Source organism: Paenibacillus doosanensis, from assembly GCF_025060755.1.
Classification (GTDB): Bacteria; Bacillota; Bacilli; order Paenibacillales; family NBRC-103111; genus Paenibacillus_S; species Paenibacillus_S doosanensis.
In genome coordinates, this window is sequence record NZ_JANYUY010000007.1 from 71,231 (window position 1) to 98,053 (window position 26,823).

Genomic DNA, 26,823 nt, shown 5'->3' on the forward strand with positions numbered 1-26,823 from the left:
AGGTGAATGGATGAAAAAAACGTTGTTTAGGCTTTCCTGCCTTTTGCTCTGGACAAGCCTGCTGGTTGCAAAGCCGCTCTCCTCCGCCGCGGTACCGGACAACCCGCCCATTCCGGCACAAGCTCTGGCGCCCGTTATGCAGGATGGCACAGTCACAACGCCGACCTTCCTGGACGCGGTCAACCAATTGATGAAGCAAATCGCAGGCCAGCAAGGCTTCGAGGCATGGAAGCAAGCCTCGTGGACCAGCTATCCGCTGGGGCCGGGGCAGCACGGCTGGATCGTTCTGCTCAAAGCAGGCGGCGCCGAAGTCGGCTACATGGTCATCTATGCCGATCCCGACAACCCGGACAAGTACAAGCTTGCCGAATACGGCAGCGGCAGCGCTCCTCTCTTCAGCTTAAACACTCTGTACCAATCTTTGGTACAGCTCGAACTCATCGATACGTCCTACAGAGCCGAACGCTGGTACGCCGATCCGTTTCATGCGGTATGGCTGGTTTCCGCCGGCGAACAAAACTATTACATCGATGCCAAGACCGGGCAGCCGCTCCTGTTAAGCTCCGTCCAGGAGCTTCAGGACGCTTCCCTTGCAGCCGCGCCCCCGCCCCGGATCGGGCCGGACCATACGGTCGCCGCCAGTCTGCAGACCGACGCTTTCGATCCGTACGACCGGCTGCCGTGGGTGAAGGGCCAAGCTGTCTCCTTCAGCCGATTCGAGCTTCTTGCAACCGCTATCAAGGAGCAGCGCAAGCTGACCTTCGTCGCCGAGCTGTACGGCCGCACCGTAACGCTGCCGTTAGCCGTAACGGGCTACCACCGTTGGTCCGACGAGGAAGCGTTTCTGCTTCTCGACCAAGACGGGCCCAGAGCCGTTTCGTATGCCGCCGTTTCCGCGGCCGGCCGGCTATTCCCTTAGGTTTTTCTCCTCCTTCCCTATATAGAAAAGCTTCCCGTCCCTTCAGGCTCGAGCCTTTGCTCGCGCCGAGGAGAGAAGCTTTTCATTTTTTTTTGCGCCAGCGAAGTCCTTCCATCCACATGCGCAAAGCTAGCGGGAGCATGCCGAACCAGCGGTACTGCCAATGCTCGCGATGCTCTCTTTGGCTTGCCCTCGTCTGTTTGCGGATTTCCTTCGGCGTTTCCATATATTCCACAAATCGCTCTGTCACATATTTTACCAATTCATCCCCTTTGGCGATATGCGCTCACCTCCAAACGGCTCATAGTAGCCATTGTTGCCAGATTCTGCCCGCTCCAAACCGCGCCGTTAAGCGGCGTCGAGGCCCGACTCCTTCCCCGTTAAGCGAAGCGGTCCGCGAGCTGGACATCGTTGTCAGCCGTTTTGACGCGCCAAATGCAAATCACCCGGTATCCTCAACGCTGAGGATACCGGGTGACAAAAGGGCATACCTTACATTTTCTCAGGGGCTTCCAGACCGATCAGGCCGAGTCCGTTGCGCAGCGTAATCTGCACGCACTTCACCAGCGCGAGCCGCGCTTCGCGCAGCGCTTGATCGTCCACCAGAATCGGACATTCATGATAGAAGCGGTTGAAGGCTTGAGCCAAATCGACCAAGTAACGACTCACTACGGACGGCTCCAGCTTGTGCATCGCCTGCTCGACCCGCTCCGAGAACAGGTACAGCTGCTTCAGCAAGCCTTGTGAGGCCGCGTCCGGCAAGAGCGACGCATCCAATTGAGCGGCCTGCCGGGCGAATTCGATTCCGTCTCCTCCGTTCGCTTTACGCAGCACGCTGCAGGCGCGCGCATGCGTATACTGCACGTAAGGACCCGTCTCTCCCTCAAAGTTGAGAGCCACGTCCCAGGAGAATACAATGTCCTTAATCCGGTTATTGCTCAAATCGTTGAAAATAATCGCGCCTACGCCGACTTGACGGGCGACCTCGTCTTTATTTTCCAGATTCGGATTTTTCTCTTCGATAATCGCTTTCGTCTTCTCGATCGCCTGCGTAAGCAGCTCCTCAAGACGAATCACGTTCCCTTTGCGCGTTGACAGCTTAGCCCCTTCGAGGCTCACTTTGCCGAACGGCACGTGAACGAGCTTGTCCGCCCAGTCGTAGCCCATCAGCTCGATCACTTTGAACCATTGCTGAAAGTGCAGGCTTTGCCCCGCATCCGTGACATAGACGCATTTGTCGAAGTCATACGTATTTTTGCGGTAAATCGCCGCCGTAACATCCCGCGTATGGTACAGAGTGCCGCCATCCTTTTTGATCATCAAGGCCGGCGGCATATTGTAATCGTCCAGACGCACGAGCAAGGCTCCGCCGTCTTCCTCCAGCAGGTTCTTCTGTTTCAGCTCGTCGACGACGGCCGCCATCTTGTCGTTGTAGAAGCTTTCGCCTGCATACGAATCGAAGCGAACGCCGAGCAGATCGTAAATTTTTTGAAATTCCTTCAAGCTGATTTCGACGAACCATTTCCATAGCCCGAGCGCTTCCTCGTCGCCTTGCTCCAGCTTGACGAACCAGGCGCGCGCCTCGTCCTCCAGCTCCGGCTTAACGTCCGCTTCGTCATGGAACTTCACGTACAGCCGCTGCAGCTCGTCAATGCCTTCCGCTTCGACTGCGTCTTTGTCGCCCCATAGCTTGTAGGCGACGATCAGCTTGCCGAACTGGGTTCCCCAGTCTCCGAGATGGTTGATGCCGATACAATTATATCCGAGAAATTCGTAAATTTTGTAGATTGCATTCCCGATCATCGTCGTCCGCAAATGCCCGATATGAAACGCTTTGGCAATGTTAGGCGAGGAGAAATCGAGCGCGATGTTGCGTCCCTGGCCGATGTTCTGCGAGCCGTAACGTTCCCGCTTCTCCAATACTTCGCCGATGACGCCGGAGGCGAAGCCCGCCGGGTCGAGAAACACGTTCAAATAACCGGACACCGCTTCCACCCGTTGGATGGCGGGATGCCCCTGCCAGTTCGCTTTGAGCTCCTCCGCGATGGCCTGCGGCGCTTTGCGCAGCTGCTTGCTCAGTTTGAAGCAAGGCATAGACAGATCGCCCATCTGCGGATTCGGCGGATATTCGATCAGCTCCGCGATCGACTCCGCAGTCACCCCTTCCAGCTGGGAAGCGAGCTGCGACGCCAATATATTCTTGTAATCCATCATGATTAACCCCTTTCGAATCTTCAAGCCTTACATAATGAGAAAAGCTCCTATCCGGAGCTTTTCCACGGAGCATGACCCTGCCGTTGAATGCAGCATCCCATGCCGTTCAGAAATGATCTGCACCGCTCGACAAAGCACCCCAAAAGGGGTGCTCGTCATACCAAAATCATAGTCTGCCATCATTTACATATGTAGCTATTATATCGGTCCGTAAAAAACGAGTCAAGTTCCCGGTCCGGCCATTCGCTTACGAAATCCGGAACCTCCGCACCAGCGAATCCAGCTCCCGGCACAACGTCTCGATCGAATGCACCGATTGCGTAATCTGTTTCATCGAATCCAGCTGAACGACGGATAAATCGGCCGCCTGGGCGGATTGCTTGGACGAATTTTTGGCGATGGACGCCGTCTCCAGCACCGATGCGGACACTTCCTCGGAGCCGGCCGAAATTTGCTCGGAAATGGCGGATATTTCCGTAATCTGCTCGTTGGTATGCTGGGCTTTCTCCACGATGCTGTGGAACCCTCCCGCCAGTTGATTGACGTACATCTTGCCGGTCTGCATCTCCCGGATTTCACGCTCCATGGCCTCGACCATATGGGATACCTTGCCCTGAACCGCTTCGATCAACTCGGCGATATGCTCCGAGGATTGCTTCGATTGCTCCGCGAGCTTGCGGATTTCTCCCGCTACGACGGCGAAGCCTTTGCCTTCTTCTCCTGCCCGCGACGCTTCGATCGAAGCGTTGAGCGCAAGCAGATTGGTCCGGGCGGAAATATCGCCCATCACTTTTACGATCTCGCCGATTTCCTCCGAATGCGCCGATAGCCCCCGCACCGCTTCGGACGACACTTCCACCGACTGGTGAATCGAATCCATCTGCAGCAGCACTTTATCGAGCGTTTCGCTTCCGAGCTCGGCGGCCTTCAGCGTATCGTACATCATCTCCGCCATGGCCATCGACGCATCGGCGATTTCGCCCATCCCTTCCGAGATCTCCTCCATCGCCCGAGCGCTTTCCTCCGTGCCTTTCTCCTGCGTGGCGGCTCCGGTCGCAATTTCCTGCATCGCGGTATTCATCGAGTAAATTGAAGTGACAGTGCGATCGGCATCGCCGGCGAGCTGGCGCGTCGTCTTGTTGACCTCGAGGGATGTCTCCTCGATCGTGACGATCATCGTCTTGAGCTGCTGGTTCATCTGGTTGACGGATTGAACGAGACTGCCGATTTCATCCTTGCTTCTCGTTTGGATCGGCTCTCCGGTCAAATCCCCTTCGGCGATCCGCTTCACTCTCTCGCTGATCGCTTCGATCGGCTTGATCATCCGGCTGATCAGCAGGAATGCGACGAACGCCGCTGCGATCGGGAAAATCCCGCCGGTTTGCAGCGTGAACTGCAGCATATTCCATGTCCGGTTTTTCAAGATTGAAGCGTCGAAATCAATCGCCATCATCGCCACGATCTCCTTGGACGAATCATGGTCGGCGAAGATCGGCGCATAGCCGGTTTTCCGGTCCCCGTCGCCAAACGTATACACGGACGAAGCCGCCGGATGCTTCATATTCACCATCATATCGATCGCTTCGCGGTCTATATAAAATTTGTCGCCCGCCTTGAAGCCTTCCTGCTGCAGGTTTTTGTCGGGTACAAGCAGCACTCCGCTCAAGCTCATAATTGAAGCGTTCTTAAAAATCGGTTTGTGATCGACAATCCAATTCACTTTATCCTGCAGCGCCTTCGAGGCTTGGCCGCTTGCCAATTCCTTGATTTCGGCGGTTGTCAGCAGGCCCGAGGTAATGCTTGCGCAGCCGATCAGCTCATCTCCCGCGGCCTGGTCGATCTGCTTGTAATTGACATAGTAGCCGATGGCCAAAAGAGACAATACGCTGGTTACAACCGCAATGACGACCAGCCAAGTTACCTTTCCTACGATACCTAATTTCACAGATGTCCCCTCTTTTCCTTTTGCCAAGATATGGTGTGATTTCATAGTATAACTAACGTATACGGCTCACTGTGATTTTTGTCACACCTCATGTGATTTCCATAACCTTCCCACCAAAATGTAAATAGTTTGTTACTCTTTGTCAACGCATAAGCTGATATAATCATGTTAAATAAGCAAGAAAGCAGGCGATCCTATTTTGCCGATCACATCCCGGATGCCGCTGGTGCTGTTCTTACTGATCGCTCTGGCCTGCAGCGGCTGCTCCTTCACCAAGGACCCCCAGTCCTACATGCGCATGCCGAAGCTGCCCGACGATAAGGAGAACTTGAAGCAGGTGATTCAGCAAGCGATGCCGGCGGGAGCTTCCTTCATTCATCCCAAAAACTCAAGCGATCCCGGCTCCATATATTTGAAGGATCTCGATAAGGACGGGGTTCCGGAAGCCATCGTCTTCTACCAGACCCCGGACAAAGACGTGCGGGTCAAAGGCATGCTATGGCAAAAAAGCGGCGACAGCTGGAAGCTGCTGAGCGAGATGGAAGGCGAAGGCTACGAGCTCGATACGCTGCTCTTCGAGGACGTAACGGGCGACGGAGTCGACGATATTTTGGTCGGTTATTCCGGCGGAGCCCGCATCAATAAAGGTCTGGTCGTCTATCATTTGGTCGATCGGAAGCTGACGATCCTGTACCAGGCTCCTTATACGGAGCTGGTCGTCGACGATCTGAACCAGGATAATAAGAAAGATATTTCGATTCTGACGCTGGAGCGCAACGTATCGGCCAAGATGTCGACGCTGCAGTACGATCACGGCTTTCAGCCTGTCGGCTCGATTGCTCTGGACCCTTACGTGAACGGGTATTCCAGCGTCACCGCCGGTTTTGTCGCAGAGAACAAGCGCGGTCTTCTGCTCGACGCCGGGGTCGGGGCGCATTCGTCGACGACTCAGCTCGTTTATTTCGATAACGGGCAGCTTGTCAAAGCGTTTCCGGACGACAAGCTGCCGCTCAGCCCCCGTTCGGCCAAGAGCGGCGACTACAACCATGACGGCATTATGGAAATTCCGATCGATGTCGCCCCGCAAGGGTCGGAAAATGCCGCTTATGCGGTAACTCCCTGGATTACGCAATATTATCGCTGGGACGGACGGCAAGGGCTCGGCGACACGCCGCTGTACGAACGCTACTACGATTATGAGAACAGCTTCTATTTGGATATCCCGAGCGAGTGGAGGGATCGGTTTAGCGTGCAGCGTTCGGCGGACGGAACCCGGATCGCATTCGTCTCCTCGGTTACGGGAGAAACGTTGGCGGATTGGAAGACGATGCCGGCCGATAGCTGGGACGCCTCCGATCCCGAGTGGAAAGAGATCGGGCGGACGGACAAGACGGTTACTGCGCTTCGCCTGACGGAGAACAGCAAGCCGCTGCTTGGCAGCTTCCATCCGGTGCTGGATCTTGAAAGACAGGAGTTGTCCGATCATGTCAATGAATAAGGTACTGATTCTGGAGGATGAAGAATCCATCCGCAGCTTTATCGTTGTCAATTTGAAAAGAGAAGGATTCCATATTATAGAAGCGTCCGACGGGCATGAGGCGCTTCAGCGGTTTCGCGAGCATCCCGACATCGCAGTGGCTCTACTGGACGTGATGGTTCCCGGACCCGACGGGTTCGAGGTATGCCGGCAAATCAGGGAAGAGAGCGAACGGATCGGCATTATTTTCTTGACGGCCAAAGTGCAGGAGCAGGACAAAATTTTCGGTCTCTCCCTCGGCGCCGACGACTATATCAGCAAGCCGTTCAGCCCCGGAGAACTGATGGCCCGCGTCCACTCCCTGCTGCGCCGGGTTCATCTCCAAGCTCCCTTCCTTCAGCATGACCCCGTCTCTCGATCCGGCCCGTTCGAACTTCATACCGAGCTGCGCGAGTTCAAAAAACACGGCAGCCCCATCGATGTGACGCCGACCGAGCTCGCTCTGCTGCAAATGTTCATGGAGCATCCGGGCATCCCTTTAAGCCGGGACAAGCTGCTGGATGAAGTATGGGGAGAGCATTACGTCGGCGATCCCAAGATGGTCGACGTGAACATACGCCGGGTCCGGCAAAAAATCGAGGAAGATCCGTCCAGGCCGCTTTATATCGAAACCGTGTGGGGCTACGGCTATAAATGGAAGGACCCGAATAAATGATGCGCACAGGAATCAAACGGCTGGTCGTCTCCCACTACGTCCTAGTCGTGCTGCTGACGCTGATTTTGGTCGAAAGCGTGTTTATTTATTCCGTCCGCACGTTTTACTACAACAGCATCTTCAACAGTCTCAGCAACCACGCTCAGGTGTCCGCTTCGTTCTACAACAAGTTCCATAATAATTTGAACGTGCTGACTTTCGAAAGCCAGCTGCCGGAGGTTACGGAAGCGTTCGCCCATGACAACGCGGAGCTGCAGGTCATTAACAATCAGGGTACGGTGCTGGCCAGCACCAGCGGCTTTGCGGTCCGCGAGCAAATCGCCACTAAGGACGTGAAGCTAGCGGCGCATGGAGAGACGGGAAGCTGGATCGGCAGCAACGCCGTCACCCGCGAACGGGTCATGGCGGTGTCCACGCCGCTGGAATGGAACGGCCAGCCGATTGCCGTGCTTCGTTATGTAACGTCGCTTGAAGAAGTCGACCGCTTCATTCGCAGCGTGGCCGGAATCGCGGTGCTGATCGGGTTCATCATTTTGTCGGCGGTCTCCTTAATCAGCCTTGCGCTGGCCAATTCTATCGTCAAGCCGATCAACCGGATTACCGCCGCTTCCGCGCTGATGGCCAAAGGGCGCCTTGACACCCGCGTCGACGAATCGTACCGGTACGAGCTCGGGGAGCTGGCTCGGACCTTGAACTTCATGGCGCAGGAAATCGTCAAGAGCGATAAGCTGAAAAACGATTTCATCTCTTCGATTTCCCACGAGCTGAGAACCCCGTTAACCAGCATTAAAGGCTGGAGCGAAACGATCTTGATCGGGGATATGCAGGACGCGGAAGAGACCAAGACAGGTCTGAAGGTCATATCCAAGGAAACCGATCGGCTGGTAGGGCTCGTCGAGGAATTGCTCGATTTTTCCCGGCTGGAGCAAAAACAGCTTGCCCTTGACATCCAGACCTTCGATATCCGCGAGCTGCTAAGCGAAGTCGTGCTGCAGCTTGCGTCCAAAGCCCGGGAAAAGCAGGTGACCTTCGACTTCGCATGCTCCGGCTCCAATGCCGGGGCGGTCCCCGGAGATGAGAACCGGCTGAAGCAGGTCTTTCTCAACATTGCCGATAACGCCGTCAAATTCGCCTATCCGGAAACGGTCATCGAGATCAGAGTCGCGGAAGAGGATGGAGATTGCGTCATTTTTATTCATGATGAAGGGGTCGCCATACCGGAGGAGCATCTCGCAAGAGTGACGGAGAAGTTTTATCAAGTGAACCCTCAAGGCGAAGGCACCGGCCTCGGGCTCGCCATCTGCAAGGAAATCGTCGAGCTTCACGGCGGCGCGCTCGCGTTGGAGAGCTCAGAGCAGCGGGGAACGTCCGTCTCCGTTCGACTGCCTTTTCGCAACTAGGCCACAGGAACGCTTTAACCGCAACGAAAATAGCCGCCCTCCGCAAGCTCTGCAGGGGGCGGCTGCTTGTTATCGCCGTCCATAAAAAACAATAAGTGCATTAAAGCATTTTTTGCATCAGGATCACATCGAGCATCCGGTCGAACTTGAAGCCGACCTCCCTCATCACCCCGATATATTCGAACCCGTACAGCCTGTGCAGGTAGATGCTGCTGTCGTTGCCTTCGACGATACGCGACAAGACGGTATGCAGTCCGGCTGTCTTTCCTTCCTCCAGCACCCGCTGGATCAGCTGCTTGCCGATCCCTTTGCCGCGAAAGTCATGATGGATGTAGAGCGAAAGCTCCGAGGTGCGTTCGTAAGCCAGACGGTCGGAATACGCATTGAGCGAGGCCCATCCGACAACCGTCCCTCCCAGCTCGGCCACTATGATCGGATAGCGCGATCCGTGCTGGTCAAACCAGGCTTCTTGCTGTTCCAAAGTACGCTCTACGGTGTCAAAGGTTGCTACGGTGTGCAGGATGGCTTCATTATAAATGTCGAGAATTGCCTTTACGTCCGCCTTCGCTGCCGTTCGGATCATCATTACCAGGTCACTGCCTTTCCAAATGAAAAACCATCTGTTATCGACAAATAATAACAGATGGTTGTATTATTTAAGGTTAATGCGGTCGCAAGAACTCGGACTTCCACGGGTCCACACGAACGTGAAACTTACGAAATAATTATAACACAAGCGGAATTAAAATCAAGGATGAGGAAGCGGCTTGGCGAATGAACGGGCGCTATCCCTTCCCTTTGGTCCCGATCTGCCGGGCAACGCGCTCTCCCAGCTCCGGGCTCGCCTGAGCCAGATAACCTACCACAATCTGCTGCAGCTCCGGCACGGCAGCTCCAAGATCGGAGGCAATGTTGTGGACTAAGTGCTCTTGAAGCACAGGCGGCAGCGAGCTATAAAATTGCCCCGGCTGCGTAAAGTCATCCCCTTTGGGAGGTGCAGTGCGCCCAAGCCGCCCTGCCACATAGCTGCCGGTGCCGCTTGTTACCTCGTCTGACGGCTTCCAGTTCGCCTGCTGGTTGATCGGGATGCTGCGGAAATCCGGTCCCAACCGATAACGCTGTGAATCCGTATAAATATTGGCGCGGCCTTGAAGGACCCTGTCGAATGAAAACTCGGCGCCCTCCAGCATATTGGACGGGGAAAAGGCCAGCTTCTCCACCTGTTCTTTATAATTGTCGGGATTGCGGTTCAGCACCATCTTGCCGACCGGCTGCAGCGGGTACTGCCGCACATCCCACACCTTCGTATCGTCCAGCGGATCGAACGGCAGCGCAGCTTCGTCCTGCGGATTCATGAGCTGTACATATAGCCCGTATTCCACCGTCTTTGCTTGAGCAATCGTGTCATAGAGATCCTTGCCCGCATAATCCGCGTTCTCGCAGGCGAGCCGCGCCGCCTCCTGGCTATCGATATACTGCGCGCCGGCTAGCGGAATCCAGTTGTATTTCACATATGTACGGACATCCTGCTCATTCTTCCAAACATAAGTACTCACGCTGTAACCCGGAATGTGACGGAAGCTCTTGACCGTACCCAGGTCGGAGTATAGCTGCAGCACGAAATGCGTCGCTTCCGGATTTTTCGCGTAGAAGCTCCAGAACCGATTGGGGTCCATCAAGTTGTTGACGGGCGACGGGTTGAAGGCGCTGACCGTCTCTACAAACCGCATCGGGTCCCGCACCGTAAACACGGGAAGATGGTTGCATATTAAGTCGAAGATACCTTGCTCGGTATAAAATTTAGTCGAGAAGCCGCGCACATTGCGCGAAGTGTCCGGCGTCCCCCTGTTGCCGGCCGCCAGCGAGAATCGGACGGCAACGGGTACTCGTTGACCCGGACGCTGCAGAAAACAAAGCTTCGTGTAAGCCGCCATAGAGTTAACCGTCTCGAAATAACCGAAGGCTCCGAAGCCCTTCACATGCAAAGGGCGCTCTCGTATAGTCCCATGGATAAAAGTTTCGTTTTTTTCGTGCAGCATAGTATCTTGTTCCAAAATCGGGCCGCGCCCCCCTACCGTCTGCGAGTAGCGCGACGGTTGCGAGCCGCCTTGCCATTGCGAAGGAGCGGCGCCCTGCTCACTTTGATTGTCGGTGTGATCGCGAGCGTTCTTGTCGTCCATTTTTCTGCCTCCTATACCTTCATTCTCAGCAATATATGCTTGGCTATAGGTTATTATGATCCCGAGGATGGCTTTCGCCGCCTTATACGCCCGCCGCGCCATTCCTTATACACTCGGATAAAGACACGTCCATCTTATGCCTGGTCCTGCATATTAGCTTATCTCGCCGGGCATAAACAAAGCCGCTGAGAACCTAAATATATTAGATGAGGCGAGGCAAATGGAAAGATAATATAAATGCGTCCAATAAAAAGCGTGAACAATTAGAGCAGTTCATTCATGGATATTGTTTCCAAACAACTAGGTACTACCGTACCCGATGTGAAGGAGTCTCCCGTATCATTCAAAATGGCGATGCTGTATAGGAGCCGCTGGATTGATTGCGTGATGAGGGGAACGTAACGGATTCGGATTCGGAGTTTGCGGGCAGATTTGTCAAGGCAATGGCCCAGCAGAGATTCTGGGACCGTCCAAGCTTTCTTTATCTGAACGCAAAAAAGCTCTTGAACTGTCGCAAGGACAAATTCAAGAGCTTGTTCATTGTAGGGTTGGTGCGGTCGAGAGGACTCGAACCTCCACGGGGGGTTAGCCCACACGGACCTGAACCGTGCGCGTCTGCCAATTCCGCCACGACCGCATATAAATCGTCTCTTTCGATACTCTCGAACGGGACAAGAATGATAATATCATCACTCGCCCGTATCTGTCAAACTATTTTTTAAGATTTTTTAAAAGATCTCGGCTATTCGGCATGCGGGGTGCGTCAATCCAAACATTCGTAAATGACCCAAGCGATAATCCCCCATATTGGAAGCGTAAACAAAATGCCGTACATCGTTCCTTTCAAAGCGGAACCTTCGGTGGACATCTTATCTCCTCCCCGCTAACGAGTTTTCCCTGCATAACTGCATACCCGGCAGGGTCCGGATATTATATATATGCGGCTCAGGAAGCCGGTATGCCGAAAATACGGCTGCGCCTATCATCATTTCCGTTCCTCATCCATATATATAGGACATGGGGGGGATCGGAATGATTTTATTGCAGCTGGCTATGGGCATTATCGCCGCGTTGTTTCTTTGGGGTCTGATCAAATTTACGTTTCAGGCGATGTTATGGGTCGTCGGCATCGTGCTGGTCGTCAGCTTCATCATCCCAGGAGCGCTGCTGTTCCTGAGCGGTCTTATGTTCATTCTGATCGGAATGCTGGCCACGCTCGGATTGCTGTATGTTATCGGCGCATTCCGTCCTTGACATACGAACCCCAACGCGGGTTCAGCCTTCCCTGTACGCCCTAAGGGCTCTCGCCGCCCATTCCTCGACTGCCTGCGGATCGGCTTGCACCGGGATATCGAACAAATGAGTGCCCTGCTCCTTATCCGCGCTTAGTCTAATGAGTTCTCCGCCGAACCCGTCATCTCCTGCCCTCTTCACCTTCACGGCGTAAAAATCGTCCAATCGAACCATACGCTCCGCTTCCATCCGACTTTTTGCCCCTTTCGTCGATATATATCGCATGATCTTCGTATTGTCTCAGGCCGGGCGTCGAATTATGCAGTATCGGCACGGGAAGAACCGCTGAAGCTTGTGCTAAAAAAAGCGCCGGATGAGAACCCTATTCATCGGGAGGTGATCGCTTTGGCAGGGAGAAACAATAAACCCGATAATACCGGACCGGCAAGCCAGCCGTCCCGCCTGGACCAATTCGGAGACAAACTGGCGGAACCCGCGAAGCAGCCGAAGAAGGGCGCGGCTTGCGACTCCGAATCTTAAAACGCTTAACCATGACAAAAAAACCGGAAAACAAGCTCCCCGGACCGCCAGCGGCCGGAAAAGCGATGATTCCGGTTTTTTTCTTATCTTTCGAGATAACGGCCGACGGAATAGCTCACCGCTTCATATACCGTTCTGCCGATCAAATAGCCGAGCACGGTCGCCGTCCCCGCGTACCGGTAAGAGCGCCCCCGCTGCGTAGCCGCTATAATCACCGCGTCCGTAGTCGTGCCCGTGGCCGTCTCCCCGCTTTCGTCGATGCGGATTTGACAGTCCTGCAAAGCAGCCGTCTTGGCCTCGGTCGCCGTAATGACGCAGTTAACCATCGCCGCATCCGTGAGTGTCCCGTCGATCAGCGCAATCACGTTGATCGTCCCGGGAAACAGCTCGTCCCGCTTCCGCTCGCTCCCGGCCCGCGCCTTATTGCCGAGCCCCGCGGTAGCCCAGACGCATACTCGCAAACCTTCACCGTCCGATCGCTCCGAAAAACCGCGGTCCCGCACCCTCGCCGCCGTCAGCAGCGCTGCCGTCCCATCGGCGGGAATACCCTTCATATGCATAAAACGGCGCATTTCTGCCATCGGATCGTCGCTCGAATAGTTCTTGTCCACCTGACGGTTGACGAGCCGGTAATGCCATCCCAAGCCTTCTCCCCACATGGACGAGTTCAGCGTCCGCAGCGGTTTGCTGCTTTCGATCATATAATAGCTCGCATAACCCGCTTCCGTTTCTTTAAATACGATATGCTCTATGGACGGATCGCTCCGCAGCCGCCGATTTTCAGACAAGCCCATTAAGACTCTCCGATCCAATCGGCGTTGCGCTTCTCCGATGCGGGTTGATACAAATACCTCCGGTCGAGCTTGACTATATGCCGGTTTGACTTGCGAATCATCACGGTATTGTCGTCCCAGGCGACCACGAGCCCCCGTACATCGTTCACAGGGTCGGCGTCCCTTACGACGCGGACTTTAATCCCGGCGATCCGGTATTGATCCAACTGTTCGTCGCTGATCATAGCAGTGTGCCCTCCTTGGTTTTCTTTGAGGAAGCGGACGTTTCGCCGCCGATAATAAGAATAGAATACACTATTCAGGGTATACAATAAACTTAAGCCAAAGAATACGCATGTCCGAGAGGAGCCCGCAATCCGTCATGGAGAAAAAAACGTACTACATCGCCGTCGCTTCCAGCGAAATTTTGGAGCCCGAAAACATGACAGGCAATTTTGAATTTGAAATATCGGCGACCGAGGAAGAAATCGAGCAGCTTCGAGAAATGTTCGAGGATTCGGAGGATGCTCACGACGATACGGCCGCCCGCGCCATGATTCCTGTCCGAGAGTATCATTTCGATAAAGAAAACGATGCGGCCGACTACTACTTGCGCGAAATTTACCGCAAAATTCATGAGCTCGGCACACCGGCGACCCGAGAGCACATCGAGAGCATGAACGTCCTTCAATAATAAGCACGGACCTCGGCAGCCCGCAGGAAACGGGCGAAGCCGGACATTTGCCGGTCAACAAAAAAACCTGACGCGCCTTTACGCAGGCCGCTCAGGTTTTTTATCTTTTATATGATTGCAAGAATCAGCTTACATGCTCTTTCGAATCGTTTGTCTCGAACCAGTAATCCAATACTTTGCTGGACATGACCCTTTTCTTGATATACTCCACTTGCTGGTTGGAAAACTGCTGCTGCCACTCTACCCCGAGCTCTTCGCAAAGCTTGACGATCGTCAGCAATTCGGACCAAGCCACGTACCGTTTATACCAAAAAAATTGAGGATGTTCAATCATATAGGGATACAGGTCGTCAAACTCTGTATGTTTACAATCGAGGGCACGTTCGAAGTGAAGCTTGGCTTCGTTCAACTTGGTAACAAAAAAATCCGCCGGAATCTCATTCCCCATAGCAATGCCTCCTCTCTTTCGCTTGAGTCCATTATAAAGGAAAACGACTTGGGAGGGAAGAATAAATGATTTTGAAAATAATTCTTGAAAAGGTTCTATTCGAATTCGATCCTGCCTTGGTGAAGCGACGCGATCTTAGCCAGCGATTCCACGCGCACTCCCATCTCGCGGATCGTTCTTCCTCCGGCCTGAAACGATTTCTCCACGGCGATGCCGACGCCTACGAGCTCGGCTCCCGAACGGCGGATAATCCGGATCAATCCTCTGGCAGCGTCGCCGTTGGCGATGAAATCGTCGATCAGGACGACGCGGTCATTCGCGTCCAGACACTCCCTTGACACCATGATGTCGGTCACAAAGCCTTTGGTAAACGACGGAACCCGCTCGCTGTACATCTCAGTGCTATCCGTATTCAGCGATTTCTTCCGGCGCGCAAAAACCATCGGCACGTTCAGCTCCTGTGCGGTTGCAAACGCGATCGGAATGCCCGATGATTCGATCGTCAGCACCTTGGTCACATTCTCCTCGCGGAACAATCTGGCGAATTCCTTCCCCATCGCCGTCGTCAGCGCCGGGTCCACCGCATGATTCAATATCGCATCGAGCTTGATAATATCGTCGGAGAGAACGACTCCCACTTCTCTAATGCGCTGTTTTAACAAATCCATAAACATGCCTCCATCCGAAAACCTTTTCCGTTAACTTATCATAACGTGAATCTGGGTTTCAAGTCCTAACTTTATAATCTTTTCTAAACTTTCTGCAACTTTTATGCCGAAAATTACGTCTATATTATATAAGAATACATGAAACAATGACAGCGGACGAGAAAAGAGCTTCTTGAAAATAAGAATTGCTCGTTTTCATAAAAAACGCCTGTTATTTGTTGAAAAATGATCTTTGTGGATTCAAAGCGCACGGAGTATGATTAATAAAGTTATAGGAACTATACCCAAGGAAAGGAAGACTGGGATGTTGAACTCATCTACATACATTGCACGATGGCTTGTTCCGTTCATCCTCATTATGCTGATAACCGGTTGTAAAAATACATCTGGCGCAATGCAAAATCCGTCCCCTGCACCGGAGACGCCGACTCCCCCGACGCTTGCCGTTACGGGGCAAACCGTTACCGAGGTTCCCGGAGACCAGGCAACGCCGACTCCCGCTGCGCATAACCCTAACGATAAGGTTTCTTTGGCCAGCGCCGAGTCGGGCGGCAAGGAAGAAGAGCAGGAGCCTGCCAAGCCCCCTGCCTCCAAGCCGAAAATCGACATTCAGGACCCTTACAATCAGGCCAAGCCTACGCTGCTCGGCCTTACCTTGAAGAGCTCTCCTGAAACCGTCACGGACAAATACGGCGATCCGAAGCAGCAGTTTCAAATGGAAGACGATACCGATCCGATCACCGTGTATGATTACACCGATTTTTTGGTCGGCTTCAACAAAAACAACGAGCTGCAGTTCATCGATATCCGCAGCAGCGAAATTAACCCGGGCTTGAACGGGCTGAAGCTGGGAGAAACGACGAGCGACGTATTCAAGGCGCTGGGCAAGCCCGATTCGAACACAAGCTACGTCATGACCTACAAATCGAAAGGCGCCATACTGAAGCTCGATATCGACCCCAAATCCGACAAGATCAATTCCATCAAGCTGTTCGCCGAGTAATGTACAGCCGCTAACATATCCGACGCATACAAATAGCCTAAGCCAGAGGATGACGAATCCCGGCTTAGGCTTTTCCTTATTTCTTTGTCCGTCAACCTGTACGTTTCTGATGCGGCGCGCCGCGCTTGCGATAGCGCCAGTAAATGAACAGCCCTACGGCAACCGCAACGACCAACACCGCTGCGCTGATTCCCATATAACGATGCACCAGATGCATGATCAGCGGAGCGTTCACCCCGATAAAATGCCCCAGCGTCAGAAACGACGCGCACCAGATGAAAGCCCCCGTGCCGGCATACAGCAGATACCTCCACAGCGATACGGCGCTGACCCCCGCCAAATAACAAGTAAAATGCCTGACGCCGGGCACATAGTATCCGAATGCGACAGTCCATAACCCGTATTTCTTAAACCATCCTTCAGCCAGATCAAGCCGTTGCGGGGTCAGCTTGACCCATTTGCCGTAACGGTAAAGAAACGGCTTGCCGACCGTTTTCCCCAAATAATAACTGACGAGCATCCCTGTCATCGTTCCCGCGTAGCTGACGAATAACGATTTGCAAAATGACAAAGGCCCACCGTGCGAAGTAAGCGAGCCCACCGTCGTCATCAAAATCTCGTCGGGAACGGGCAGGCCGACAATCCCTACAGCCAACAAGCCGAACAGGGCGATATATCCGTAATGTTCAATCAGCAGCAAAATATCATCCAGCACACAGACACGCTCCTGCAAAAAATGATGTGGATTTTTTATTTATTAAGGAAAAAGTCTCTCCTATTTTAACAGAAACATAAGCTTTTCCCAAGTTCATGTCATGTGTTTCGCCGGATGTTCATACCTTGTACTATATGGAACAAGCCGTACGAAAGGTGGACCGGAAGATGTTGAGAAAGTTCGGCAGCATTATGCAAGTGAGCTTCACCTATGTCGGCACCGTTGTCGGCGCCGGGTTCGCCACCGGTCAAGAAATATTGCAATTTTTTACGCGATACGGCTGGATGGCCACCGTCACGATCGGCATTGCCAGCCTCCTTTTTGTGTGGCTAGGGATTAAGTTAATGTTTCTTGCGCATGAAGTCAAGGCACAATCTTATGAAGATTTGAACAAGGTGCTGTTCGGCGCCAAAATAGGCGAATGGATCAGCTTGTTTACTCTGGTTACCTTATTCGGAGTAACTACGGTGATGCTCGCTGGCGCGGGGTCCGTGTTCGAGGAACAGTTTCGTCTCCCCTTTCAAGCCGGCCTGCTCATTACGCTTCTGCTCTCCTACTTCGTGCTGAATAAAGGAATGGGAGCCATCGTCGCAGTCAACTCGATCGTCGTTCCGCTCATGCTCTGCTTCAGCTCCGTCGTCGTCTGGTATTCCTGGGACTTGCCCGGATCGGGCAATTGGCTCCAGCTCGGTTCCGACTACCCTCTGGAGAAAATATGGTTCGCTCCGTTCCTCTATGCCGCCTTTAATTTGACGATGGCACAGGGGGTGCTTGTCCCGCTCGGCGCGCAAGTGAAAGACCGCTCCGTGCTGTTCTGGGGCGGTATATGGGGAGGGGTCGCGATAGGCGTCATGCTGCTGGCCGGACATTTCGCCCTATCGGCGCAAATGCCGGGCATCTCGCAATTCGATATTCCGATGGGGCATTTGATCCGGAAAGTCGGACCGATGATTCAGTTCATGTTCGTCATGGTTATTTACGGCGAAATCTTCACGACGTTCATCGCCGACGTATACGGCCTTACGCTTCAGCTGGAGCAGCGCACCCGCTTTTCGCGCAAGCGGATACTATGGGCCGTTCTTACACTCAGCTATCTTGTCAGTCTCGCCGGCTTCAAAACGCTGCTCTCCACGCTGTACCCGCTATTCGGTCTGATCAGCATCGCCTGGATGACGATGATGATCTGGCGCAAGACCCGCCCGGCCGGTACGAATTAACGACAAGACGACGCCGAGGCGCAAAATCATGAACAGCATCCCGAGCAGAGTGAACACAAATCCGCACAGCAAATAGCCGTAATGATAGAGCGGATAGCTTGCGGCGTCGCGGATAACGGCCACCGCATCGGTGAACAAAAACAAGCTGCCGATCGCAAACACCGCGATGAGCGCGTAATCGAAATAAGTCCATTGAAGCAGCATCGAGGATAAGCCCGCCAGCGGGCTTTCCTGCGTTTCTTCCCCGCTCCGGTTTCTCTGCTTCCGCTGCATGAAAAGCCATATCAGCATGACGGCCGAGGCGGTTACCAAGAGACCGACCGCGCCGCCGAGAATGGCCAACATTAATTTCAAATCGAGTCACCCCATTATCTCTTTATACATAACGATCAGTAAGGCTGAATGGACAGTTCATATACGAGCCATACCGATAAGGCGAAGGCAAGCAGCGGGAATACGGCGAGCAGCACTGTCAGCGCGGGGGCCGGGAGCGCTCCGGCTCTGCGCCATACGTACGCCCGGTTCCATCGAAGAAGGCCGGGCTCCGCGCTCTCCTCTTCCTCCGCAGCATGCGTGTGCGCCTGCTCCGGCTCCGAAGACTGGCTCTGGTTCAGCTTGATCTTCCCCCGCTTCCAGCCGACATGATACGTAATTTCCCGCTGCGTTCGCTGCTCTTGTTCCATGATTTGCTCCCCCGTTCGTTATACTATATACTATAGTATTTATATACTCTAGAAAAAGCAATGGGTTTCACAAAAAGGAGGTTGCGGAATGAACAAAGTTGCAGCGGTTACCGGCGGCGCGCAGGGCATCGGCAAAGCCGTCTCCCTCGCCTTTGCCAAGGCGGGCTACGAAGTGTCGATAGCGGACATCGACAAGGAAGCCGGCCTTGAACTCGTCAAGGAAATTCACGAAGCCGGCGGCAAGTCGCTGTTCATGTGCGTCAATGTCGCCAAGGAGCAGGAGGTCGCCCGCTGGATGCAGGTCACGCTCTCGGAGCTCGGGCGAATCGACGTGCTCGTGAACAACGCGGGGATCGGCCGCAGCGGTTCGATGCTGGAGCTTCCCGTGGAGCTGTTCGACGAAGTGATCGGCGTGAACCTCCGCGGCGCCTTCCTCTGCTCGCAGCAGGCTGCCGCTGCAATGAAACGCCAGGGCGGCGGCTGCATCGTGAATATGGCCTCGACGCGGGCGCTGATGTCGGAGGCGGATACGGAAGCCTATTCAGCCTCCAAGGGCGGTCTGCTGGCGCTGACCCATGCGATGGCCGTCAGCCTGGGCCGCTACGGCATCCGCGTCAACGCCGTCAGTCCGGGCTGGATCGAAACGGCCGATTGGCAGAAGCTGTCCCGCCGCAAGCAGCCCGTGCACAGCGAACGCGACCGGCTGCAGCATCCGGTCGGGAGAGTCGGCACGCCGGAGGATATCGCCGCGGCGTGCTTATATTTGACCGGCGAGTATGCCGGCTTCATTACCGGGCAAAATCTCGTCATCGACGGCGGCATGACCGTCAAGATGATCTACGAGGAATAATACTTCAGCAAGGAGCTTGTTCATCCATGTGGTTTGTGTTTGCAGCCGCTTCGGCCGTTTGCTTCGGCCTAAGAGGCATATTGTATCAATGGACGTCGCAGCGGCCGATCGACCGTAATCTGCTGCTGCTCGGCGTCTACTTATCCGGCACGATCATAGCGTTTGCCGTGAACGCATTCGTCCGGCAGCCGTGGAGCCCGGGCTGCTGGGTCGGCGTATGGATGGGACTGTTCTCGTTCATCTCCAACGCGTCAATGTACCGGGGCTTTGCCGTCGGCAGAGCGTCGGTCATCGCCATGTTTACCGGCCTCCCCCCTGTCGTCGTCGTGACTCTGGCTTATTTGCTCTGGGGAGAGCGGCTGAATATGTGGCAAACCTGCTCGTTTGCCGTCATCGTGCTCGGCATTTTGATGATCCGCTACTCGAACGACATCTCGCTGCGCAACCTGCAAGGAGCGGGCTGGGGAGCACTGACGATGATCGCTTTCGGCATCACCGATTTGTCTTCGAAGAAGGCGACCATGCTGGGAGCGGAGACGCTCCCTACGCTGATGCTGATGTACGTGACCGGAACGGTGCTGTTCGGCGCCGCTTGGTATGCGGGCAGGCGCAAGCTTGCCGCCGCCCGGGCGATTGCCGCGGCCTCCTCCGAGGTTCGGCAGTCCGTCGCCGAAGCGGCAGCCGGCAAGGCGTCTCCGGCCGCATGGACGGCTCCCCGGACGCTGCTGTGGGGCATGGTCGTCGGCCTGACCAACATCTCCGGCATGATGCTCGTCATGCCTGCGTTCAAGCTCGGCGTCACCGGCCTCGTATCCGTCGTCATTGCCATGAACGTCGTCTTCGTCCTGCTGTATGCCCGTTTCGTCCTGAAAGAACGATTCACCAAGCTGGAAGCCGGCGGCCTTACCTGCGCGCTGATCGGCATTATTATACTGCGCTTAGCGGCCTAATGCGCACGAAAAAAAACTTCAACTTCCCGGCAGCGGAGTTGAAGTTTTTTTCGTGTTACGGGCCGGCGAAGCCGGGCGGCCGGGACGGAGGCGGAGCGGATTCGCCGCAATCGGATAACGTCGGCTTCCCGCTCTCCCGCCTCTTGCCTGACTATTCCGTCCGCCGATAGGGCCGGTAGACGTTCTTCAGCTGCTGCACGACCCGCGTCATCGAATACGATTTTCGCGCTTTATCCCAGGCAACGCGCCCCAGGTTATACCGGTAAATGCGATCGCTGCTCACCTTCTCCAAGGCGCTTGTCAACGAAGCCACATCCCCTACGGGCACAAGAAGCCCGTTATGCCCATGCTCGATTTGCTCGGGAATGCCGCCCACATTCGTGCCGATCAGCGCCAAGCCGCACAGCGCGGCTTCGGCGAATACCGAACCGAATGCCTCGGCCCGGGACGGCAGCACAAACACGTCGAAGAACGGCATGAAATCCTCCGGATGCAGCATATACCCGTAAAAAATGATTTCCTCGTAAATATTCAATTCGATCGCCATTTGCTCCAGCTCCGGCCGAATCGGGCCGTCGCCGATCAGATGCAGAACGAAGGGAATGCCCTTCTTCTTCAGCTCGGCGCAGGCGAGCAGCAGCGTATCGAGCCCTTTGGCCGGCACGAGACGGCATACCGTAATCAGCTGCGGTATTTTGTTCTCGTGAGCCACCGGCCGAAACCGCTTCTCATCGAAGCCGTTCGGAATCACCCCGATCCTCTCGGGTTCTTGCACATATTCCGCCAAGTATTGCTTGAAGGAATTGGAGACGGTTAAAAGCTGATCCATCCGTGCTTCAAGCTCTCTATAGATCGAGGTCAAAAATTTGTGCTCGGGGCCGCTCTCCTTGATTTTGCCGTTCAATATAAGCTCGCGCTCATAACTGGAGTGAACGGTCATCAGCACCGGCTTATCCGGGTACAGCTGCTTCATCACAAGTGCGGCAATCGGATGGTGGGCATGGATCAGATCGAACGATTTGTTCATCCTCAGCTTCGTCCACCAAACATAATCTTTATACGTTTGAATGTATTTATCCACGACAGGATGTCCCGCATAGCGTTCCCAATCAAAAGTTGTGAATTGTACCGGCTCCGTTCCTTTGCCTCTTACACGCTTCGGCAGGGAGAACAGCTCCATTTCCCAGCCCCGTTTGTTGAAGCGCTCCAGCATAAAGGGAATCATCGAAGATACGCCGCCCGGCTGCTCGGGAGGAAAAAACAATGCTTGTAAAATGTTCATGATAGCCTCCGTGATGGACCCGTTAATTTTTCCAACCATTCACAGGAAATGTCCAGTCGATAGGTCGTTTTTTCAAACGATCCTATCTACATCGTATCAGCATTGAAAAGCCACTACAAGGGTATCCGCCAAAAGAAGCGCATGAAAAAAACGGTTGAAAATAAAGTGAAACGCAACGATAGCGGACCTTTTAGCGTATACATAAGGGATTTTATTACATTTTACGGAGGAAATGCTTCTTAATGAAAAAGATAATTTTAGGATTGATACTGGGGAATAAGGTGAAATATGTACCGGCCTCATCTTCGGTCGATTTGCTTGACGAGTATGTCAACTCCTTAAAATAAAACAACCCGTTATCGAAGAGATGCTCCAGGGCATCTCTTTACTGCGTTGACTCCGAATTGCGCGAATCCATGTACGGAAGCTCTCAACATTTATACTCTTGCAGCCGATAAATGAAGAAGTCCGCCGCAAATGAAGTCAAAGCGCATGTATTTTTATATAAAATCGAATGTATGTTTGGTATAATGAATGGTAATCTTCCTTATTGAATGCGAGGGTCCCTGCCGACTATGAATGCCTTTTCCCTGTCCGACTTATGGAACGGTCCCTTGGGAGCCGTCCTCTCTTATACGATTATTTTATCGATATTGCTGGTGAACCTGCTCGTCTCCATCCGCCTGCTCCTGACCCGCCGAAAAATCGGATACTTCTCCCTGATGCTGTCGCTGCTCATTCTAATGACGCAGTACGTGCAGCTGACCGTTTTTGAGTTTACGCAAGATCAAAGCGATGTGTCGAACTTCGTGGCGATGCTGCTCAAGCTGCTGTCGTTTCTGCTGATCAACACCGGCATGTATCAGCTCTACAACCCGACAAAGTGGAAGGATTCCGTCGTGTTCCTGCTCTGCCTTGGCGTCACGATTGCGGTCTCGGCTACATATTGGTTTATACCGGACTGGCTGCAGGGCGGCGGCGAACAAATTCCGATGCTGAAGCCGCTCGGTATGGATCTGTATTTATTTTTGCTCATTTTCGTCAGCTTCCTTCTCGTCAATCCGCGAATCGGGCAGAACGGCAAATATCAGGTCATGCTGACCTTATACTTTTGCTCGCATATGATTCATATGGCGAATATGTATTTGTTCGGCAATAGCCAGACCGTGCTTACCAAATTCGAGCAGCTGATTCCGATGGCGTTTCATCTTGTCTTGTTCCTGTTCATCTTCGAGAGGATCATCGAAATTATGCAGGCGATTTATCATTCTTCCATTACGGACGGCTTAACGAAGCTGTATAACCGCAAATACTTCTATAACCGTGTGGCGCAGCATATCGCGCAAAAAATTAACGTTTCCGTCATTTTCAGCGACATCGACAATTTCAAAAAGCTAAATGACACGAAGGGACATCATATGGGCGATCTGGTGCTGAAACAGGTGGCGCAAATCGTGAAGGAAGAGGCGGAGGAAGTCGGCATATGCGGCAGATACGGAGGCGAGGAGATGGTCGTTCTCGTGACGGACAGCGAAGTGAATGCGAATGAGCTAGCCGAGCGCATACGGACGCGGGTGGAGGCCGAAACCATCGTAACCGTAAGCATGGGCTTCAGCCGCTACAGCAAAAACATCTCGGCGGACGAGCTGATCAAGCAAGCGGACGAAGCGATGTACAAAGCCAAAACGAGCGGCAAAAACAAGGTGGTCGCCTTTTGACGGTTGCCGTAATTAGAAGAGAGTCCCCTTCACCCTGCCGCACGATAAATAGTCTGATGAATACAGGCCCGGACAAGTATGATCGGTTCGGGCTCTATCTATCTTCTATTCTATAACGAATAAAGTGTCCAAGGGCTGTTCGAGCAGATCGCTCAGCCGTTTGGCGGTTGCCGGCCCGACCGATTTAACCGATCGTTCAAGCAAACTGATATACGAAGGACTCAGGCCCGACTGCTTGGCCAGCTCTCTTTGCGACATCCCCTTAATAATTCTCGCCCTCACGAAAGCGTTCGAATTGGTCTTTATCTTCATCCATGAGCTCCCCCTTTCTCCATTGATTTCATTATACTCACTTAATTTTACTTTTGCAATAATAAATGTTTACTTTTGTATCTATATGTAAAACGTTGAAATTACAGATGTTTACTGTTATTATAATAAAGCTAATCATTTGTTTACTTTTGGTAAAATGCGGGTGTTGCGGATGAACTTTTACGAGCAGTTGCGCGATATGCGCAAATTGAAAGGCTTTACCATCAGGGAATTGGCCGATCGTTCAGGCGTTTCCGCAGCGTATATTTCTCAGCTGGAGAACGGCAATCGCGGCGTCCCTTCGCCGGACGTGCTGATGAAACTGTCTGAAGGGCTGAACACTCCCTATTCGGAATTGATGGAAATTGCGGGCTATCTCGAAGCCAACGTCCCGCGAAGCGATAACGTTTCCAAACCGTTGGTCAATCTACGCCGCTTATTGCGCGAGAACGAGCTGATCTTCGACGGCATTCATTTGAGCGAACAGGACAAGGAATGGATTGAACGGATGCTTACCGCGCTGTTCTGGCGGGATAAGAAGCGGCTTGAAGAAGCAGCGGGCGAATCCGGCGATAACGGCGAACCGGGGCCGGAATGACGGCATCCCCCCGGGCTGCAAGGAGCCATTCCGCGGCAAGTTCTTCCGAGCGATAACGAACCGAACGGCACAAAAAAATCCCGCTTTTCCCGGTACTCCATCAAGGAGCGGCCCGGAATGCGGGATTTTCTTTTAACTTTCCAGATGAACCTGGTTTAAACCTGCTTGTATGCAATAGGGTCCGTCTCTCCGGCTTCCGCAAAGCCTTTGAGGCGCAGCCTGCAGCTGTCGCAAACCCCGCATGCTTCCGCCTCGCCGTTATAGCAGGACGTCGTCAAATGATAAGGCACGTTCAGGCGCATGCCCTGACGAATAATCTCCGCTTTGCTCCACTGACCGAGCGGCGTTGCGATGCGCAGCGGCTTTCCTTCGACGCCGACACGGGTGGCGAGCTCCATCACTTCCTGCACCTTCTGAATAAACTCCGGACGGCAGTCGGGATAGCCGCTGTAATCCAGCGCGTTCACGCCGATGTACACGGCCTCCGCCCCCGTTACTTCCGCATAAGAAGTGGCGATGGACAGAAACAGCAGGTTGCGTCCCGGCACGTACGTCACCGGAATTTCGGAGTCCGCCTCCTCCTGAGGCTTGGTCATATCCGGCACCGCTATCGTCTCGTCGGTGAGCGCGCTGCCCCCGAAATCCTTCAGGAAACCGAGCGAGATCACTTTGTGGCGATCCGCCACGCCGTAATATGCGGCGACCTGGCGGGCATTCTCCAGCTCTACCTTATGCCGTTGGCCGTAGTCGAACGTGATCGGGAACAGCTCGTAGCCCTGCTCCTTCGCGAGCCCCATACATGTCGTACTGTCCAATCCCCCGCTTAAAATGATGACCGCTCGTTTCGTTTGCTCTGTTGTCATTTCCGTTTCACACCTTTATTTTAACTTTCATTCATCTCTTGAAATTCGAACTATACCCCGCGCATCGCCGGGTCCCATATGATTTTGTGCAGCTGCATATTCAGCTTCACCTGTGACAATCCGTGATCCAGCATCAACTGCACCAGCTTGGCCGGCGGCATCGTCTCCCAGACCGGACTGAACAGCGGCAGCGCACGGGTCGGATAACGTTCCAGCACCCGCACGGACTCGGCGAAGTCGCGGTCGCTGCCGATGACGAATTTCAGCTCGTCCTGTTCGCGCAGCAGCGCGAAATTGGAAGTGATCATCGCCTCCGATTCCCCGGAATCCGGGAGCTTGTAATCCATGATGTAGCGTACTTTGGGCGAATCGATCCGCTCCATGAACATTGCCAGATCGACGGCTCCGTTCGTCTCGACATGCAGGTCGGTCAAGGTTTCGATCTCTAGCAGCGCCTCGATCAGCGCAGCTGATTTCTCTCCGTACAGCAACGGTTCTCCCCCGGTCAGACATAGATGGGTAGAGCGGTAAGTCCGCACCTGCCGCATGATATCGCCGATTGTCATCACGCTGCCCGCTTCCTCCGGAGGATAGCTGTATTTCGTATCGCACCAACTGCAGCGCAGGTTGCAGCCGAACAGCCGCACGAAGATCGTCGGAAATCCGGCGCGGGTTCCTTCTCCCTCGACCGTTTCGAAAATTTCGACCATCGGTATTTTGATTTCACTCACCTTGCCGCATCTCCCATCATCTCCGAAGTGACGGCCGCATAGCTCGTCGGCGTCTCCCACAGTCTCACTTCCGCCAGTCTGACCGCCGGATACAGTCCTTCGGATCGAAGCCCGTCCGCCAACTGCTCGTACATCCAGACGACCATATTCTCCGCCGTCGTATTCATCGGAGGCAGCGCTTCATTCAAATACCGGTGGTCCAGCCGGTCGATAATCCGTTCCTTGGCAATCCGCTTCATGTCGCCAAAATCTATCGTGATGCCGCGATGATCCGTTTTGCCGCGCATGATCACCTGCAGCTTGTACGTATGCCCGTGAAGACTTTTGCATTTGCCTTCGTAGCAATGCAAATGATGGGCGCTGTCAAACGTAAACTCCTTGGAAACAAGGACTTCCCTGTCGTGATATTTCAGCTGATGCTCCTGAATATCCTCTCCAAACACTTGAACTTTCGCAGGAATTTCATATTCCATTCATGATTCCACCTTCCTGAACAATCCCCTAAAGGAAATAAATCCCCCAAAAGCGACGCCGGTTCTATGAAGCCTATTCCTTATACTTTCGGGTTGCCCCCGGTTATTCCCAGGAAATTGATTACATCCTTCTCCAAAAACCACCGACAATTATATCACGGCGGGTTCACTTCTCACAATACGGAGAAACTTGTATAATAAATGAATGACGACAAAGGAACC

Annotated in this window: 31 protein-coding genes and 1 tRNA gene; 13 read left to right on the top strand and 19 right to left on the bottom strand. The window is 53.7% G+C overall.

The window, feature by feature from the left end:
• Positions 1-10 precede the first annotated feature (10 nt).
• Positions 11-919: a hypothetical protein gene (locus N0M98_RS08010; protein WP_259617501.1), complete on the top strand. Its 909-nt coding sequence runs from the start codon at positions 11-13 to the stop codon at positions 917-919.
• Between the two features lie 82 nt (positions 920-1,001).
• On the opposite strand, the gene N0M98_RS08015 is transcribed toward N0M98_RS08010, so the two are convergent.
• From N0M98_RS08015 to N0M98_RS08025, 3 genes are all read right to left on the bottom strand, one after another.
• Entirely contained in the window at positions 1,002-1,199 is a 198-nt protein-coding gene (locus N0M98_RS08015) for a YqzE family protein (protein WP_249866246.1), read from the bottom strand.
• A gap of 212 nt (positions 1,200-1,411) precedes the next feature.
• On the bottom strand, positions 1,412-3,130 hold the full coding sequence (gene argS / locus N0M98_RS08020; RefSeq protein WP_249866247.1) for an arginine--tRNA ligase: 1,719 nt from the start codon (positions 3,128-3,130) through the stop codon (positions 1,412-1,414).
• 250 nt (positions 3,131-3,380) lie between these two features.
• Positions 3,381-5,078, bottom strand: coding sequence for a methyl-accepting chemotaxis protein (locus N0M98_RS08025; protein ID WP_249864847.1), 1,698 nt, complete (start codon positions 5,076-5,078; stop codon positions 3,381-3,383).
• 199 nt (positions 5,079-5,277) lie between these two features.
• On the opposite strand from N0M98_RS08025, the gene N0M98_RS08030 reads away from it, so the two are divergent.
• Genes N0M98_RS08030 through N0M98_RS08040 form a run of 3 tightly spaced genes read left to right on the top strand, consistent with a single transcriptional unit; the run spans position 5,278 to position 8,670 of the window.
• Positions 5,278-6,576 carry a hypothetical protein gene (locus tag N0M98_RS08030; protein WP_259617502.1) on the top strand — a complete coding sequence of 433 codons (1,299 nt, stop codon included), beginning with the start codon at positions 5,278-5,280 and terminating at the stop codon, positions 6,574-6,576.
• Positions 6,569-7,270, top strand: coding sequence for a response regulator transcription factor (locus N0M98_RS08035; protein ID WP_249866248.1), 702 nt, complete (start codon positions 6,569-6,571; stop codon positions 7,268-7,270). Before N0M98_RS08030 ends, N0M98_RS08035 begins: the two co-directional genes overlap by 8 nt.
• Positions 7,267-8,670, top strand: coding sequence for a sensor histidine kinase (locus N0M98_RS08040; protein ID WP_259617503.1), 1,404 nt, complete (start codon positions 7,267-7,269; stop codon positions 8,668-8,670). The genes N0M98_RS08035 and N0M98_RS08040 overlap by 4 nt, the downstream gene beginning before the upstream one ends.
• A 100-nt stretch (positions 8,671-8,770) precedes the next feature.
• On the opposite strand, the gene N0M98_RS08045 is transcribed toward N0M98_RS08040, so the two are convergent.
• From N0M98_RS08045 to N0M98_RS08055, 3 genes are all read right to left on the bottom strand, one after another.
• Positions 8,771-9,256: a GNAT family N-acetyltransferase gene (locus N0M98_RS08045; RefSeq protein WP_259617504.1), complete on the bottom strand. Its 486-nt coding sequence runs from the start codon at positions 9,254-9,256 to the stop codon at positions 8,771-8,773.
• Between the two features lie 199 nt (positions 9,257-9,455).
• The gene (locus N0M98_RS08050; protein WP_249864851.1) at positions 9,456-10,850 is read right to left on the bottom strand and encodes a catalase; all 1,395 of its coding nucleotides are present in this window, start codon (positions 10,848-10,850) and stop codon (positions 9,456-9,458) included.
• Between the two features lie 549 nt (positions 10,851-11,399).
• A tRNA-Leu gene (locus N0M98_RS08055) sits at positions 11,400-11,487 on the bottom strand.
• Positions 11,488-11,882: 395 nt separating this feature from the next.
• Between N0M98_RS08055 and N0M98_RS08060 the strand changes: the two genes are divergently transcribed.
• Positions 11,883-12,104 carry a hypothetical protein gene (locus N0M98_RS08060; RefSeq protein ID WP_249864852.1) on the top strand — a complete coding sequence of 74 codons (222 nt, stop codon included), beginning with the start codon at positions 11,883-11,885 and terminating at the stop codon, positions 12,102-12,104.
• A gap of 21 nt (positions 12,105-12,125) precedes the next feature.
• Here N0M98_RS08060 and N0M98_RS08065 read toward each other — a convergent pair whose 3' ends face one another.
• On the bottom strand, positions 12,126-12,332 hold the full coding sequence (locus tag N0M98_RS08065) for a hypothetical protein (RefSeq protein WP_249864853.1): 207 nt from the start codon (positions 12,330-12,332) through the stop codon (positions 12,126-12,128).
• A gap of 156 nt (positions 12,333-12,488) precedes the next feature.
• On the opposite strand from N0M98_RS08065, the gene N0M98_RS08070 reads away from it, so the two are divergent.
• Positions 12,489-12,623 carry a hypothetical protein gene (locus tag N0M98_RS08070; protein WP_259617505.1) on the top strand — a complete coding sequence of 45 codons (135 nt, stop codon included), beginning with the start codon at positions 12,489-12,491 and terminating at the stop codon, positions 12,621-12,623.
• 83 nt (positions 12,624-12,706) lie between these two features.
• On the opposite strand, the gene N0M98_RS08075 is transcribed toward N0M98_RS08070, so the two are convergent.
• Positions 12,707-13,417, bottom strand: a complete 711-nt coding sequence (locus N0M98_RS08075) for an adenosylcobinamide amidohydrolase (RefSeq protein WP_249864854.1) — start codon at positions 13,415-13,417, stop codon at positions 12,707-12,709.
• Complete coding sequence (locus tag N0M98_RS08080; RefSeq protein WP_249864855.1) at positions 13,417-13,641, bottom strand: hypothetical protein; 225 nt, start codon at positions 13,639-13,641, stop codon at positions 13,417-13,419. The genes N0M98_RS08075 and N0M98_RS08080 overlap by 1 nt, the downstream gene beginning before the upstream one ends.
• Before the next feature lie 137 nt (positions 13,642-13,778).
• Here N0M98_RS08080 and N0M98_RS08085 point away from each other — a divergent pair, with 137 nt between their 5' ends.
• Complete coding sequence (locus N0M98_RS08085) at positions 13,779-14,090, top strand: hypothetical protein (protein ID WP_249864856.1); 312 nt, start codon at positions 13,779-13,781, stop codon at positions 14,088-14,090.
• A gap of 124 nt (positions 14,091-14,214) precedes the next feature.
• Here the strand turns inward: N0M98_RS08085 and N0M98_RS08090 are convergent, their stop codons facing one another.
• Together N0M98_RS08090 and N0M98_RS08095 are read right to left on the bottom strand one after the other, a co-directional pair.
• Entirely contained in the window at positions 14,215-14,538 is a 324-nt protein-coding gene (locus N0M98_RS08090; RefSeq protein ID WP_249864857.1) for a hypothetical protein, read from the bottom strand.
• 95 nt (positions 14,539-14,633) lie between these two features.
• Positions 14,634-15,206: a xanthine phosphoribosyltransferase gene (locus N0M98_RS08095; protein ID WP_249864858.1), complete on the bottom strand. Its 573-nt coding sequence runs from the start codon at positions 15,204-15,206 to the stop codon at positions 14,634-14,636.
• A 304-nt stretch (positions 15,207-15,510) separates the two neighbouring features.
• Between N0M98_RS08095 and N0M98_RS08100 the strand changes: the two genes are divergently transcribed.
• Complete coding sequence (locus N0M98_RS08100) at positions 15,511-16,209, top strand: DUF4309 domain-containing protein (RefSeq protein WP_259617506.1); 699 nt, start codon at positions 15,511-15,513, stop codon at positions 16,207-16,209.
• Positions 16,210-16,300: 91 nt separating this feature from the next.
• On the opposite strand, the gene N0M98_RS08105 is transcribed toward N0M98_RS08100, so the two are convergent.
• On the bottom strand, positions 16,301-16,921 hold the full coding sequence (locus tag N0M98_RS08105) for a DedA family protein (RefSeq protein WP_249866249.1): 621 nt from the start codon (positions 16,919-16,921) through the stop codon (positions 16,301-16,303).
• A 170-nt stretch (positions 16,922-17,091) separates the two neighbouring features.
• On the opposite strand from N0M98_RS08105, the gene N0M98_RS08110 reads away from it, so the two are divergent.
• The gene (locus tag N0M98_RS08110; protein WP_375295457.1) at positions 17,092-18,141 is read left to right on the top strand and encodes a YkvI family membrane protein; all 1,050 of its coding nucleotides are present in this window, start codon (positions 17,092-17,094) and stop codon (positions 18,139-18,141) included.
• Here the strand turns inward: N0M98_RS08110 and N0M98_RS08115 are convergent.
• Positions 18,067-18,495 carry a hypothetical protein gene (locus N0M98_RS08115; RefSeq protein WP_249864860.1) on the bottom strand — a complete coding sequence of 143 codons (429 nt, stop codon included), beginning with the start codon at positions 18,493-18,495 and terminating at the stop codon, positions 18,067-18,069. The two genes, N0M98_RS08110 and N0M98_RS08115, sit on opposite strands and share 75 nt — an antisense overlap.
• Before the next feature lie 35 nt (positions 18,496-18,530).
• Positions 18,531-18,824, bottom strand: a complete 294-nt coding sequence (locus tag N0M98_RS08120) for a hypothetical protein (RefSeq protein ID WP_249864861.1) — start codon at positions 18,822-18,824, stop codon at positions 18,531-18,533.
• Between the two features lie 88 nt (positions 18,825-18,912).
• On the opposite strand from N0M98_RS08120, the gene N0M98_RS08125 reads away from it, so the two are divergent.
• Both N0M98_RS08125 and N0M98_RS08130 read left to right on the top strand, forming a co-directional pair.
• Complete coding sequence (locus N0M98_RS08125) at positions 18,913-19,674, top strand: glucose 1-dehydrogenase (protein ID WP_259617507.1); 762 nt, start codon at positions 18,913-18,915, stop codon at positions 19,672-19,674.
• A gap of 26 nt (positions 19,675-19,700) precedes the next feature.
• Complete coding sequence (locus tag N0M98_RS08130) at positions 19,701-20,624, top strand: EamA family transporter (RefSeq protein WP_259617508.1); 924 nt, start codon at positions 19,701-19,703, stop codon at positions 20,622-20,624.
• Between the two features lie 151 nt (positions 20,625-20,775).
• Here the strand turns inward: N0M98_RS08130 and N0M98_RS08135 are convergent, their stop codons facing one another.
• Positions 20,776-21,906: a glycosyltransferase family 4 protein gene (locus tag N0M98_RS08135; RefSeq protein WP_249864864.1), complete on the bottom strand. Its 1,131-nt coding sequence runs from the start codon at positions 21,904-21,906 to the stop codon at positions 20,776-20,778.
• A gap of 575 nt (positions 21,907-22,481) precedes the next feature.
• Here N0M98_RS08135 and N0M98_RS08140 point away from each other — a divergent pair.
• Positions 22,482-23,624, top strand: coding sequence for a GGDEF domain-containing protein (locus N0M98_RS08140; RefSeq protein ID WP_249864865.1), 1,143 nt, complete (start codon positions 22,482-22,484; stop codon positions 23,622-23,624).
• Positions 23,625-23,729: 105 nt separating this feature from the next.
• Here N0M98_RS08140 and N0M98_RS08145 read toward each other — a convergent pair whose 3' ends face one another.
• On the bottom strand, positions 23,730-23,936 hold the full coding sequence (locus N0M98_RS08145; RefSeq protein ID WP_249864866.1) for a helix-turn-helix domain-containing protein: 207 nt from the start codon (positions 23,934-23,936) through the stop codon (positions 23,730-23,732).
• Positions 23,937-24,108: 172 nt separating this feature from the next.
• Here N0M98_RS08145 and N0M98_RS08150 point away from each other — a divergent pair, with 172 nt between their 5' ends.
• A complete protein-coding gene (locus N0M98_RS08150) occupies positions 24,109-24,534 on the top strand; it encodes a helix-turn-helix domain-containing protein (protein WP_259617509.1) in 426 nt (141 codons plus the stop codon).
• 155 nt (positions 24,535-24,689) lie between these two features.
• Here the strand turns inward: N0M98_RS08150 and queC are convergent, their stop codons facing one another.
• Genes queC through queD form a run of 3 tightly spaced genes read right to left on the bottom strand, consistent with a single transcriptional unit; the run spans position 24,690 to position 26,601 of the window.
• A complete protein-coding gene (gene queC, locus N0M98_RS08155; RefSeq protein ID WP_249864868.1) occupies positions 24,690-25,397 on the bottom strand; it encodes a 7-cyano-7-deazaguanine synthase QueC in 708 nt (235 codons plus the stop codon).
• A 50-nt stretch (positions 25,398-25,447) separates the two neighbouring features.
• Positions 25,448-26,107, bottom strand: a complete 660-nt coding sequence (locus N0M98_RS08160; protein ID WP_249866251.1) for a 7-carboxy-7-deazaguanine synthase QueE — start codon at positions 26,105-26,107, stop codon at positions 25,448-25,450.
• A 17-nt stretch (positions 26,108-26,124) separates the two neighbouring features.
• Positions 26,125-26,601, bottom strand: coding sequence for a 6-carboxytetrahydropterin synthase QueD (queD, locus tag N0M98_RS08165; RefSeq protein ID WP_249864869.1), 477 nt, complete (start codon positions 26,599-26,601; stop codon positions 26,125-26,127).
• Positions 26,602-26,823: the final 222 nt, after the last annotated feature.

Coding starts and splice junctions, on each gene's coding strand:
- N0M98_RS08090 (WP_249864857.1), bottom strand. CDS start 14,538: ATGGGGAATGAGATTCCGGCGGATTTTTTTGTTACCAAGTTGAACGAA.
- N0M98_RS08050 (WP_249864851.1), bottom strand. CDS start 10,850: ATGGACGACAAGAACGCTCGCGATCACACCGACAATCAAAGTGAGCAG.
- N0M98_RS08085 (WP_249864856.1), top strand. CDS start 13,779: ATGGAGAAAAAAACGTACTACATCGCCGTCGCTTCCAGCGAAATTTTG.
- N0M98_RS08150 (WP_259617509.1), top strand. CDS start 24,109: ATGAACTTTTACGAGCAGTTGCGCGATATGCGCAAATTGAAAGGCTTT.
- N0M98_RS08065 (WP_249864853.1), bottom strand. CDS start 12,332: ATGGAAGCGGAGCGTATGGTTCGATTGGACGATTTTTACGCCGTGAAG.
- N0M98_RS08040 (WP_259617503.1), top strand. CDS start 7,267: ATGATGCGCACAGGAATCAAACGGCTGGTCGTCTCCCACTACGTCCTA.
- N0M98_RS08035 (WP_249866248.1), top strand. CDS start 6,569: ATGAATAAGGTACTGATTCTGGAGGATGAAGAATCCATCCGCAGCTTT.
- N0M98_RS08130 (WP_259617508.1), top strand. CDS start 19,701: ATGTGGTTTGTGTTTGCAGCCGCTTCGGCCGTTTGCTTCGGCCTAAGA.
- N0M98_RS08010 (WP_259617501.1), top strand. CDS start 11: ATGAAAAAAACGTTGTTTAGGCTTTCCTGCCTTTTGCTCTGGACAAGC.
- N0M98_RS08120 (WP_249864861.1), bottom strand. CDS start 18,824: ATGGAACAAGAGCAGCGAACGCAGCGGGAAATTACGTATCATGTCGGC.
- N0M98_RS08095 (WP_249864858.1), bottom strand. CDS start 15,206: ATGGATTTGTTAAAACAGCGCATTAGAGAAGTGGGAGTCGTTCTCTCC.
- N0M98_RS08135 (WP_249864864.1), bottom strand. CDS start 21,906: ATGAACATTTTACAAGCATTGTTTTTTCCTCCCGAGCAGCCGGGCGGC.
- N0M98_RS08100 (WP_259617506.1), top strand. CDS start 15,511: ATGTTGAACTCATCTACATACATTGCACGATGGCTTGTTCCGTTCATC.
- argS (WP_249866247.1), bottom strand. CDS start 3,130: ATGGATTACAAGAATATATTGGCGTCGCAGCTCGCTTCCCAGCTGGAA.
- queD (WP_249864869.1), bottom strand. CDS start 26,601: ATGGAATATGAAATTCCTGCGAAAGTTCAAGTGTTTGGAGAGGATATT.
- N0M98_RS08160 (WP_249866251.1), bottom strand. CDS start 26,107: ATGGTCGAAATTTTCGAAACGGTCGAGGGAGAAGGAACCCGCGCCGGA.
- N0M98_RS08075 (WP_249864854.1), bottom strand. CDS start 13,417: ATGGGCTTGTCTGAAAATCGGCGGCTGCGGAGCGATCCGTCCATAGAG.
- N0M98_RS08060 (WP_249864852.1), top strand. CDS start 11,883: ATGATTTTATTGCAGCTGGCTATGGGCATTATCGCCGCGTTGTTTCTT.
- queC (WP_249864868.1), bottom strand. CDS start 25,397: ATGACAACAGAGCAAACGAAACGAGCGGTCATCATTTTAAGCGGGGGA.
- N0M98_RS08080 (WP_249864855.1), bottom strand. CDS start 13,641: ATGATCAGCGACGAACAGTTGGATCAATACCGGATCGCCGGGATTAAA.
- N0M98_RS08045 (WP_259617504.1), bottom strand. CDS start 9,256: ATGATGATCCGAACGGCAGCGAAGGCGGACGTAAAGGCAATTCTCGAC.
- N0M98_RS08140 (WP_249864865.1), top strand. CDS start 22,482: ATGAATGCCTTTTCCCTGTCCGACTTATGGAACGGTCCCTTGGGAGCC.
- N0M98_RS08125 (WP_259617507.1), top strand. CDS start 18,913: ATGAACAAAGTTGCAGCGGTTACCGGCGGCGCGCAGGGCATCGGCAAA.
- N0M98_RS08145 (WP_249864866.1), bottom strand. CDS start 23,936: ATGAAGATAAAGACCAATTCGAACGCTTTCGTGAGGGCGAGAATTATT.
- N0M98_RS08110 (WP_375295457.1), top strand. CDS start 17,092: ATGTTGAGAAAGTTCGGCAGCATTATGCAAGTGAGCTTCACCTATGTC.